The sequence below is a fragment of the Phytobacter sp. V91 genome, from assembly GCF_965644225.1.
Taxonomy (GTDB): domain Bacteria; phylum Pseudomonadota; class Gammaproteobacteria; order Enterobacterales; family Enterobacteriaceae; genus CBFFRJ01.
Window position 1 is genome coordinate 1 of sequence record NZ_CBFFRJ010000156.1, and the last position, 11,296, is coordinate 11,296.

The 11,296-nt window shown below is 52.3% G+C and carries 10 protein-coding genes and 1 pseudogene; 10 read left to right on the forward strand and 1 reads right to left on the reverse strand.

The genetic code is table 11. From position 1 onward, the window contains the following. Window positions 1–116: 116 nt before the first annotated feature. The 4 genes from mazG (at window position 117) to queE (ending at window position 4,973) form a co-directional block, all read left to right on the forward strand. Window positions 117–926 carry a nucleoside triphosphate pyrophosphohydrolase gene (gene mazG, locus ACSZO4_RS22450; RefSeq protein ID WP_437891269.1) on the forward strand — a complete coding sequence of 270 codons (810 nt, stop codon included), beginning with the start codon at window positions 117–119 and terminating at the stop codon, window positions 924–926. A 224-nt stretch (window positions 927–1,150) separates the two neighbouring features. Then, window positions 1,151–2,788, forward strand: a complete 1,638-nt coding sequence (gene pyrG / locus ACSZO4_RS22455; protein WP_437891270.1) for a glutamine hydrolyzing CTP synthase — start codon at window positions 1,151–1,153, stop codon at window positions 2,786–2,788. A 78-nt stretch (window positions 2,789–2,866) separates the two neighbouring features. Beyond that, the gene (gene eno, locus ACSZO4_RS22460; RefSeq protein WP_437891271.1) at window positions 2,867–4,165 is read left to right on the forward strand and encodes a phosphopyruvate hydratase; all 1,299 of its coding nucleotides are present in this window, start codon (window positions 2,867–2,869) and stop codon (window positions 4,163–4,165) included. A 136-nt stretch (window positions 4,166–4,301) separates the two neighbouring features. After that, window positions 4,302–4,973, forward strand: a complete 672-nt coding sequence (gene queE, locus ACSZO4_RS22465) for a 7-carboxy-7-deazaguanine synthase QueE (protein ID WP_437891272.1) — start codon at window positions 4,302–4,304, stop codon at window positions 4,971–4,973. Between the two features lie 52 nt (window positions 4,974–5,025). On the opposite strand, the gene queD is transcribed toward queE, so the two are convergent. After that, entirely contained in the window at window positions 5,026–5,388 is a 363-nt protein-coding gene (gene queD / locus ACSZO4_RS22470; protein WP_437891273.1) for a 6-carboxytetrahydropterin synthase QueD, read from the reverse strand. 442 nt (window positions 5,389–5,830) lie between these two features. Here queD and cysJ point away from each other — a divergent pair, with 442 nt between their 5' ends. From cysJ to ACSZO4_RS22500, 6 genes and pseudogenes are all read left to right on the forward strand, one after another. Then, window positions 5,831–7,642 (forward strand): NADPH-dependent assimilatory sulfite reductase flavoprotein subunit, encoded by a 1,812-nt coding sequence (gene cysJ / locus ACSZO4_RS22475; protein WP_437891274.1) that lies wholly within the window; start codon window positions 5,831–5,833, stop codon window positions 7,640–7,642. After that, entirely contained in the window at window positions 7,642–9,354 is a 1,713-nt protein-coding gene (gene cysI / locus ACSZO4_RS22480; protein ID WP_437891275.1) for an assimilatory sulfite reductase (NADPH) hemoprotein subunit, read from the forward strand. The genes cysJ and cysI overlap by 1 nt, the downstream gene beginning before the upstream one ends. 72 nt (window positions 9,355–9,426) lie before the next feature. Then, window positions 9,427–10,161: a phosphoadenosine phosphosulfate reductase gene (gene cysH / locus ACSZO4_RS22485; protein WP_437891276.1), complete on the forward strand. Its 735-nt coding sequence runs from the start codon at window positions 9,427–9,429 to the stop codon at window positions 10,159–10,161. A gap of 285 nt (window positions 10,162–10,446) precedes the next feature. Beyond that, window positions 10,447–10,629, forward strand: a complete 183-nt coding sequence (locus ACSZO4_RS22490; RefSeq protein WP_437891277.1) for a type II toxin-antitoxin system CcdA family antitoxin — start codon at window positions 10,447–10,449, stop codon at window positions 10,627–10,629. A 33-nt stretch (window positions 10,630–10,662) separates the two neighbouring features. Further along, a pseudogene (locus ACSZO4_RS22495) lies at window positions 10,663–10,824 on the forward strand (CcdB family protein); the annotation flags it as partial. Window positions 10,825–10,969: 145 nt separating this feature from the next. After that, complete coding sequence (locus ACSZO4_RS22500; RefSeq protein WP_437891278.1) at window positions 10,970–11,218, forward strand: DUF5339 domain-containing protein; 249 nt, start codon at window positions 10,970–10,972, stop codon at window positions 11,216–11,218. Window positions 11,219–11,296: the final 78 nt, after the last annotated feature.

Genomic DNA, 11,296 nt, shown 5'->3' on the forward strand with positions numbered 1-11,296 from the left:
CGGGCATCGTGAAAAATCTATGGCAAAGAAAGCCTTATGTTCTCATAACTGACGATTAAATCGCACCTTCCTTAACGCGTTATCATAAGCGAACGTTGAAATGAAAAAGAGGCTGTATGACCGTCACCAGCAAGAAAACCCAAATTGACCGCCTGCTCGGGATTATGCAACGTCTGCGTGATCCACAAAACGGCTGCCCGTGGGATAAAGAACAGACTTTCGCCACCATCGCGCCCTATACGCTGGAAGAAACCTACGAAGTGCTGGACGCCATTGCCCGGGAAGACTTTGACGATTTGCGCGGCGAGTTGGGCGACCTGCTGTTCCAGGTGGTGTTTTACGCCCAAATGGCTCAGGAACAGACGCTGTTTAATTTTGATGATGTTTGTGCGGCGATCAGCGACAAACTGGAACGCCGCCATCCGCATATTTTTGGCGATGCTCACGCCGAAAACAGCAGCGAAGTGCTGGCGCGCTGGGAAGAGATTAAAAGCGCAGAGCGGGCGGAAAAAGCGCAGCTCTCCGCCGTGGATGATATCCCCCACAGCCTTCCTGCATTAATGCGCGCCCATAAAATCCAGAAACGCTGCTCGAATGTCGGCTTCGACTGGACCTCCCTTGGCCCGGTGCTCGACAAAGTTTACGAAGAAATTGACGAAGTAATGGATGAAGCAAAACAGGCCGTTATCGACGAAGCAAAACTAGAAGAGGAAATGGGGGACTTACTGTTCGCAACGGTCAATCTTTCCCGTCATCTGGGGGTAAAAGCTGAAACGGCGCTGCAAAAAGCGAACCTGAAATTTGAACGCCGTTTCCGCGAAGTGGAAAGAATTGTTACCGCCCGTGGCCTCGAAATGACCGGGGTTGACCTCGAAACCATGGAAGAGGTCTGGCAGGAAGTAAAACGCCAGGAAACTGATCTCTAACGAGTTTCTGCATTCAAGTGAGATTTGTGTGATTTTTTAAATAACAAGCGCTTGATTTGCGTCAAAAACATTTCGCCGAAAGTGGCTATTTTCTCACTCCTTGAGACAGATGTGGTCAGGTTGAGAGGAGGGAGAATGAAAGTTTGTGAGGCTCGCCCTCTTCGGGTATACTACTTTCCCGTCCTGGTTATTCCATCGTTTCACCCTAACTTCTCAGGTTCAGCATGACAACGAACTATATTTTTGTGACCGGCGGGGTCGTATCCTCTCTGGGTAAAGGCATTGCCGCAGCCTCCCTCGCAGCCATTCTTGAAGCCCGTGGCCTCAATGTGACCATGATGAAACTGGATCCGTACATCAACGTCGATCCGGGTACCATGAGCCCAATCCAACACGGGGAAGTGTTCGTTACTGAAGACGGCGCAGAAACCGATCTGGACCTGGGTCACTACGAGCGCTTTATTCGTACCAAAATGACGCGTCGTAATAACTTCACAACGGGTCGTATTTACTCTGAAGTCCTGCGCAAAGAACGCCGTGGCGACTATCTGGGCGCGACCGTTCAGGTCATTCCGCACATCACTAATGCCATCAAAGAGCGCATCATTGAAGGCGGCGAAGGTCACGATGTGGCGCTGGTAGAAATCGGCGGTACCGTCGGTGATATCGAATCCCTGCCGTTCCTTGAAGCGATTCGCCAGATGGCCGTTGAAGTGGGCCGCGAGCGCACGCTGTATATGCACCTGACGCTGGTTCCGTACATGGCCGCATCCGGTGAAGTCAAAACTAAGCCGACTCAGCACTCCGTTAAAGAGCTGCTGTCTATCGGTATTCAGCCTGACATTCTGATTTGCCGCTCCGATCGTGCCGTTCCGGCAAACGAGCGTGCAAAGATTGCTTTGTTCTGTAATGTTCCTGAAAAGGCTGTTATATCCCTTAAAGACGTCGATTCTATTTATAAAATTCCAGGCCTGTTGAAATCACAGGGGCTGGACGATTATATTTGTAAACGATTCAGCTTGAACTGCCCGGAAGCAAACCTGGCAGAATGGGAACAGGTTATTTACCAGCAGGCTAACCCGATAAATGAAGTGACCATCGGCATGGTCGGTAAGTACATCGAACTGCCGGATGCTTACAAGTCAGTTATCGAAGCGCTGAAACACGGCGGCCTGAAAAACCGCGTTACCGTCAACATCAAGCTGATTGATTCGCAGGATGTTGAAACACGTGGCGTCGAAATTCTGAAATATCTGGATGCTATCCTGATCCCTGGCGGTTTCGGCTATCGCGGCGTGGAAGGAAAGATTGCCACCGCGCGCTATGCCCGTGAAAACAATATTCCTTATCTGGGCATTTGCCTGGGGATGCAGGTGGCGCTGATCGAGTATGCTCGCAACGTTGCGGGGATGGAGAACGCCAACTCAACAGAATTTGTGCCAGACTGTAAGTACCCGGTTGTGGCGCTCATCACCGAATGGCGTGATGAAGAAGGTCAGATTGAAGTGCGTTCGGAGAAGAGCGATCTCGGTGGCACCATGCGCCTCGGCGCACAGCAGTGCCAGCTCGGCGACGACAGCCTGGTCCGTCAGTTGTATGACGCGCCTGTCATTGTTGAGCGTCATCGCCATCGCTATGAAGTGAACAACCTGCTGTTGAAACAAATTGAAGCTGCGGGTCTGCGTGTTGCAGGCCGTTCCGGCGATGATCAGTTGGTCGAGATCATCGAAGTGCCGAATCATCCGTGGTTCGTTGCTTGTCAATTCCACCCGGAATTTACTTCTACGCCACGTGACGGACATCCGCTCTTTGCAGGCTTTGTGAAAGCCGCCAGCGAGTTCCAGAAGCGTCAGGCGAAGTAAGAGTTAGAACGGCAATGCACCCAAATGGGTGCATTGTTTGTCTGGAGTTTTAGTTTAACTTGTACTGAGGAAATCCTAATGTCCAAAATCGTTAAAGTCATCGGTCGTGAAATCATCGACTCCCGTGGTAACCCGACTGTTGAAGCTGAAGTTCACCTGGAAGGTGGTTTCGTTGGTCTGGCAGCCGCTCCGTCAGGTGCTTCCACCGGTTCCCGCGAAGCTCTGGAACTGCGCGATGGCGACAAATCCCGCTTCCTGGGTAAAGGCGTACTGAAAGCTGTTGGCGCGGTTAACGGCCCAATTGCTCAGGCTATCCTGGGTAAAGATGCGAAAGATCAGGCTGGCATCGACAAAATCATGATCGACCTGGACGGTACTGAAAACAAATCTAACTTCGGTGCTAACGCCATTCTGGCCGTTTCTCTGGCTGCTGCTAAAGCTGCTGCTGCCTCTAAAGGCCTGCCGCTGTATGCGCACATCGCTGAACTGAACGGCACCCCGGGCAAATACTCCATGCCGGTTCCGATGATGAACATCATCAACGGTGGCGAGCACGCTGACAACAACGTCGACATTCAGGAATTCATGATTCAGCCAGTTGGCGCGAAATCCCTGAAAGAAGCAGTACGTATGGGTTCAGAAGTGTTCCATAACTTGGCTAAAGTTCTGAAATCCAAAGGTATGAACACTGCTGTTGGTGACGAAGGCGGCTACGCGCCGAACCTGGGTTCCAACGCCGAAGCACTGGCTGTAATCGCTGAAGCGGTTAAAGCTGCAGGCTACGAACTGGGCACCGACATCACTCTGGCGATGGACTGTGCAGCGTCTGAATTCTACAAAGACGGTAAATACGTTCTGGCTGGCGAAGGCAACAAAGCGTTCACCTCCGAAGAATTCACCCACTTCCTGGAAGATCTGACCAAACAGTACCCGATCGTTTCCATCGAAGATGGTCTGGACGAATCTGACTGGGCTGGCTTTGCTTACCAGACCAAAGTACTGGGCGACAAAATCCAGCTGGTTGGCGACGATCTGTTCGTAACCAACACCAAGATCCTGAAAGAAGGCATCGATAAAGGCATCGTTAACTCCATCCTGATCAAATTCAACCAGATCGGTTCTCTGACCGAAACTCTGGCTGCGATCAAAATGGCGAAAGACGCTGGCTACACCGCTGTCATCTCTCACCGTTCTGGCGAAACTGAAGACGCTACCATTGCAGATCTTGCTGTTGGTACCGCTGCAGGCCAGATCAAAACTGGTTCCATGAGCCGTTCTGACCGCGTTGCTAAATACAACCAGCTGATTCGTATCGAAGAAGCGCTGGGCGAACAAGCTCCGTACAACGGTCGTAAAGAGATCAAAGGCCAGGCATAAGCCCGACTTTTCCTCTTTATCAAAAACCCGCTGCGGCGGGTTTTTTTACGTCCATACTTTACATAGCAGCTCCCGCACATGACCTGCTGTCTCTCTTCTGCAATAATTACGCTTTGTTCCTGAGATTGAGTTGACTATGCAGTACCCGATTAATGAGATGTTCCAGACCCTGCAAGGTGAGGGTTACTTTACCGGCGTCCCCGCCATTTTTATTCGTTTACAGGGATGCCCGGTGGGTTGCGCCTGGTGCGACACCAAACACACATGGGATAAGCTTGAGGATCGGGAAGTTTCCCTCTACAGCATTCTGGCCAAAACCAAAGAGAACGATAAGTGGGGCGCGGCGAGAAGTGAAGATTTGCTGGCTATCGTTGAACGCCAGGGCTGGACGGCCCGACATATCGTGGTAACCGGAGGCGAGCCCTGCATTCACGATCTGACCCCGTTGACGGACCTGTTTGAGAAGCATGGTTTTAGCTGCCAGATTGAAACCAGCGGCACTCATGAAGTGCGTACCTCTCATGCGACATGGGTGACGGTGTCGCCGAAGGTGAACATGCGCGGTGGGTACGACATTCTTCAGCAGGCCCTTGAGCGTGCGGATGAAATTAAGCACCCGGTCGGGCGTATGCGCGATATCGAAGCGCTGGATGAGTTACTGACACAGCTGAGCGACGATAAACAGCGGATCATCGCGCTCCAGCCCATCAGCCAGAAAGACGATGCCACCCGGCTGTGCATTGAAACCTGCATTGCGCGCAACTGGCGCCTGTCGATGCAGACGCATAAATATCTGAATATTGCCTGATAACAAAAGCCCGGCAACATTGTGTTTACCGGGCCAGTCGCTTGCGTGACGCTTACGCTCCGCGATAAACGCAGCCTGCTGTGCAGGTCTCTTTGATGGTCACCGCACTCAGCAGTGGAACAACAGGCTTAACCTGATCCCAGATCCACTTTGCCAGTACTTCGCTGGTTGGGTTTTCAAGGCCGGGAATATCGTTCAGGTAGTAGTGATCAAGCCTGTCGTAGGTTGGCTTGAACGCCGCTTTCAGTTCGGCAAAGTCCATTATCCAACCGGTATGCGGGTCCACCTCGCCCGTGATTTCCAGGCGCACCATAAAGGAATGGCCATGAAGACGACCACACTTATGCCCGGCAGGAACATGGGGTAAATGGTGGGCGGCTTCAAACATGAAATCTTTAAATAAGGTGGTAGACATAATTGACTCTCTGGCTGAAAAAAAACCGCCGCATAGTAGCCGAAATGACCTTTTTTAGCATTAACTAAAACCGCCAAAAGTGATTAGGTCAGCTTTATGGGGAAAGTGCTCTGTATTTTATTATAAATATCAATGGATTAATTAACCTGTTTTACTGTTAAAAACTATAACTAAAAGAGGTTAGTTCTTTTGGTTATTTGTTATTTCCAACCTTTCTTTAATTGTTATTATCCCCGCCGTTAACCTTACTTTCTCTTCTGTTTTTAGCGCGCTGACAGGGCGTGAAAACAGCTTTGCTTTACTCTACATAATTCGGGTTGCAGGCAGGCGGCAAGCGAGCGAATCCCGATGAGCTTACACCGGTAAGTGATTCGGGTGAACGAGAACAGCCAACGCACCAGCAGCTTGAAGTATGACGAGTATTACTGGAACATAACGACGCATGACGAATCAGGTCCCACCTTCCGCTTTGCTGCCGCTGAACCCGGAGCAACTGGCACGCCTGACAGCGGCCACAACCGATCTTACCCCCACCCAGCTGGCCTGGGTTTCTGGCTATTTCTGGGGTGTCCTTAACCAGCAGTCCGCGACCGGTACGGTGGCGGCTCAGCCAGTAACCGCGGTTGAGATCCCGACCATCACGCTGATTTCAGCCTCCCAGACCGGGAATGCCCGTCGTGTGGCAGAAGCGCTGCGTGACGATTTACTGGCGGCAAAACTCAACGTCAACCTGGTCAACGCGGGCGACTACAAATTCAAACAAATCGCCAACGAAAAATTACTGGTTGTTGTGGCCTCCACTCAGGGAGAAGGTGAAGCGCCGGAAGAAGCGGTTGCCTTGCACAAATTCCTGTTCTCCAAAAAAGCGCCGAAACTTGAGGGCACCGCTTTTGCGGTCTTCGGTCTGGGCGACACGTCTTACGAATTTTTCTGCCAGGCGGGGAAAGATTTCGACAGCAAACTGGCTGAGCTGGGGGCTGAACGTCTGCTCGATCGCGTCGATGCCGACGTGGTGTACCAGGCTGCCGCCGCTGAGTGGCGTGGACGGGTTGTTGAGGCGCTGAAAGCGCGGGTGCCAAAAGAGACTTCCGCCCAGGCTGCGGTAACGGCCACCGGTGCGGTGAATGAAGTTTTCACCAGCCCTTATACTAAAGAAGAACCGCTGACCGCCAGCCTCTCTGTTAATCAAAAAATTACCGGTCGCGACTCCGAAAAAGACGTTCGCCATATCGAAATCGATCTGGGTGATTCCGGGCTGCGTTACCAGCCAGGTGATGCGCTGGGCGTGTGGTATCAGAACGATCCGGCCCTGGTGAAAGAGCTGGTGGAACTCTTATGGCTTAAGGGCGATGAGCAGGTCAGGGTGCAGGGTAAAACGTTGCCGCTGAATGAAGCCCTGCAATGGCATTTCGAACTGACGGTCAATACCGCCAATATCGTGGAGAACTACGCGACCTTAACCCGCAGTGAGTCATTACTGCCGCTGGTGGGCGATAAAGCGAAGTTGCAGCACTATGCGGTCACCACACCGGTTGTGGATATGGTGCGTTTTTCTCCGGCACAGCTGGATGCCGATGCGCTGATTAATCTGCTGCGTCCGTTGACGCCGCGCCTCTACTCTATTGCCTCTTCGCAGGCGGAAGTGGAGTCCGAAGTCCATGTGACCGTCGGCGTTGTGCGCTATGAAATCGAAGGCCGCGCCCGCGCAGGCGGCGCATCCAGCTTCCTCGCCGATCGCGTGGAAGAAGATGGCGAAGTCCGTGTGTTTATCGAACATAACGATAACTTCCGCCTGCCTGCTAACCCGCAGACTCCGGTAATTATGATTGGGCCGGGTACGGGTATTGCGCCGTTCCGTTCCTTTATGCAGCAGCGTGCGGCAGAGGGCGCTGAAGGGAAGAACTGGTTGTTCTTTGGCAACCCGCACTTTACCGATGATTTCCTCTACCAGGTTGAGTGGCAGCGTTACGTCAAAGAGGGCGTGCTGAGCCGCATCGATCTGGCCTGGTCCCGTGATCAAAAAGAAAAAATATACGTACAAGACAAACTGCGCCAGCAAGGCGCGGAACTGTGGCGCTGGATCAATGATGGCGCCCACATTTATGTCTGCGGCGACGCCAATCGCATGGCGAAAGACGTTGAGCAGGCTTTACTGGACGTGATTGCCGAATTTGGCGCGATGGACGCCGAGACGGCGGACGAATTTTTAAGTGAGCTGCGCGTAGAGCGCCGTTATCAGCGAGATGTCTACTAATGAGCGAAAAACATCCAGGGCCGTTGGTGGTCGAAGGTAAGCTGGTCGATGCCGAGCGCCTTAAACTCGAAAGCAACTACCTGCGCGGCACCATTGCCGAAGATTTAAATGATGGTCTCACCGGAGGCTTTAATGCCGACAACTTTCTGCTGATCCGTTTTCACGGCATGTATCAGCAGGACGATCGTGATATTCGTGCTGAACGTGCTGAGCAAAAGCTGGAGCCGCGTCATGCGATGATGCTGCGCTGCCGTCTGCCGGGTGGGATCATTACCACTAAGCAGTGGCAATCGATCGATGCCTTTGCGCAAAACAACACTATTTATGGCAGCATCCGCCTGACCAACCGTCAGACCTTCCAGTTCCACGGCATTCTGAAGAAGAATGTCAAACCTGCACACCAGATGCTGCATGAAGTGGGGCTCGACGGGCTGGCAACCGCCAACGACGTTAACCGTAACGTGCTTTGCACCTCTAACCCGGTTGAGTCTGAGCTGCATGCTGAAGCCTACGAATGGGCGAAGAAATTATCCGAGCACCTGCTGCCGCGTACCCGGGCCTATGCGGAAATCTGGCACGATGCAGAGAAGGTCGCCACCACCGATGAAGAGCCTATTCTCGGGAAAACCTATCTGCCGCGTAAATTCAAAACGACGGTGGTTATTCCGCCGCAGAACGATGTGGATTTGCACGCTAACGATATGAACTTCGTGGCGGTCGCCGAAAACGGCAAGCTGGTGGGCTTTAACCTGCTGGTGGGCGGTGGTCTGTCTATCGAACACGGTAATAAAAAGACCTATGCCCGCACCGCAAGCGAGTTTGGCTTCCTGCCTGTCGAGCACACGCTGGCGGTGGCTGAAGCGGTGGTGACGACCCAGCGTGACTGGGGGAACCGTACCGATCGTAAAAATGCGAAGACCAAATATACGCTTGAGCGCGTGGGCGTTGAAACCTTCAAGGCCGAAGTCGAGCGTCGGGCGGGTATTAAGTTCGAACCGATTCGCCCCTATGAGTTTACCGGACGTGGCGACCGCATTGGCTGGGTAAAAGGTATCGACAATAAATGGCATCTGACGCTGTTTATTGAGAATGGCCGTATTCTGGATTACCCGGATCGTCCGCTGAAAACCGGCCTGCTGGAGATCGCGAAGATCCATAAAGGCGATTTCCGTTTGACCGCTAACCAGAACCTGATTGTCTCGGGCGTACCGGAAAGCCAGAAAGCGAAAATTGAGAAACTGGCGCGCAGCCACGGTCTGATGAACGCCGTGACGCCGCAGCGTGAGAACTCCATGGCCTGTGTGGCCTTCCCGACCTGTCCGCTGGCGATGGCGGAAGCCGAGCGTTTCCTGCCAACCTTTATTGATAAGGTTGAGGCGGTCATGTCGAAACACGGCGTGGCTGATGAGCACATCGTTACGCGCGTAACGGGCTGCCCGAACGGCTGTGGTCGTGCGCTGCTGGCAGAAGTGGGTCTGGTGGGCAAAGCGCCGGGACGTTACAACCTGCATCTTGGCGGCAACCGTATGGGTACCCGTATTCCGCGGATGTTCAAAGAGAATATCACCGAGCCGGAAATCATCTCATCGCTGGATGAGCTGGTCGGCCGCTGGTCGAAAGAGCGGGAATCCGGTGAAGGCTTCGGCGATTTCACCGTACGTACCGGCATTATTCGCCCGGTACTCGACCCGGCGCGCGATCTCTGGGATTAACGTTATTTTGACCTCGTTCGGTACCCTTTCCCTCCGGGAGAGGGCGAGGGGAAATTTATAAGTGAGGAACCTATGTCCGTACTCGATCTCTCAGCCCTGAATGCGTTGTCGAAAGATGAGCGTGCGCTGGCACTGGCAGACACCAATGCCCAACTGGAAAAACAGACAGCTGAAGAGCGTGTCGCCTGGGCGCTGGAAAATCTGCCCGGCGAATATGTGCTGTCATCCAGTTTTGGTATTCAGGCGGCGGTGAGCCTGCATCTGGTGAATCAGATCCGCCCGGATATTCCGGTGATCCTGACGGATACAGGTTACCTGTTCCCGGAAACCTATCAGTTTATTGATGAGTTGACGGAAAAGCTCAAGCTGAACCTGCAGATTTACCGTGCGCCGCACAGCCCTGCCTGGCAGGAAGCGCGTTACGGCAAGCTGTGGGAGCAGGGCGTTGAAGGTATTGAAAAATACAACGACATCAACAAAGTCGAGCCGATGAACCGGGCTTTAAAAGAGCTTAAAGCGCAAACCTGGTTTGCCGGCCTGCGCCGTGAGCAATCCGGTAGCCGGGCCAATCTGCCGGTGCTGGGTCTTCAGCGTGGCGTCTTTAAGGTGCTGCCGATTATCGACTGGGATAACCGGACGGTTTACCAGTATCTGCAAAAGCACGGTCTGAAATATCATCCGCTGTGGGATGAGGGATATCTGTCCGTCGGCGATACCCATACCACACGTAAATGGGAACCCGGCATGGCGGAAGAAGACACCCGTTTCTTCGGCCTCAAGCGTGAGTGCGGCCTGCACGAAGGCTGATGCGTCTCGTCATTGAGTAAGACTATAAACGCCCGATTAATCCCGGGCGTTTTTTGCATTTGGGGCAGGGAAGTTATTTATCGGTGAAATAAGATAATGTGTCGGTCAGTAAAGATATTATTATTTAAAATCAATTGATTATATTTATATCATTACCAGTATTAGCGAAGGTAAACCAATGTTAACGCCAGGCAGGAGCATAACAAAGAGGCCACATTGAGGTTTAGCAGAACCTTCAGCATAATGAGGATATGCGTTTTTTACACGTGCTTTTCTGGGGGCTATATGCCGGGTGTAAATGTTCGACTCAAAAAGACAGCCAGCGTCACGCTGGCCGCAGCATTGAAAAAAGAGAGCGATGACACAGGCGCCGAACACTGGAAGCGTGAAAACAGAGCCGGGCTTCAGGAACTCAATCGCATCACCGATGAACATGGTCTTCTGTCAGACGAGTACAAAACGTTTTAATCAGACAGTACGATGTTTATCAGATCAATAGAGATCACTGCACCAGTCAAACGGCTGACATCAATACTGAGTGTTGAAGGTCATGATTATCTTGTGATGACACACGAAATGGCGAGTGTACGATTATCCCAGATTGGCGATGATGTCATGGATTTCCGCGCTACCAGTCCGGTTAGCCCAAAGCGTTTACTGTAATTGCGTTCCCCGCCTCCATCTCCGGTTCCGGACATGTCCCCTCTGACTGATTTTGCTATCGTACCCGCGCCATTATGGATGGCGGGAAATTAATAATTTAATCAGGGACATTACGATGACAAAGATTGCGCTGGCGGTGTTGCTGATGGGTGTTTCCGTCTCTTCTTTTGCGGAAACCGAAACGTGCAAACAACAGTATTTCGCTGAGATGGATTCCTTCATTGCGGAGGCATCAAAAAATGAAGCAGCAAAAGCGCAGGTTGAGGCGCTGAAGGCGCAACTTGTCGAAATTAAAAAACAGCTTGAGGCTTATCCTGCGGAGCAGCAGGATGCAGGTTGTAAACAAGCGCTGGCTGGGATGAAGCAATTGAATGCGACACTGGGTATCAAATAAGATGTACTAGCTCAGACCTGATCTGACAGTTACCGGTTATTTATACAGGTGTCTGTCAGATTAAATCTGGTTCAGATT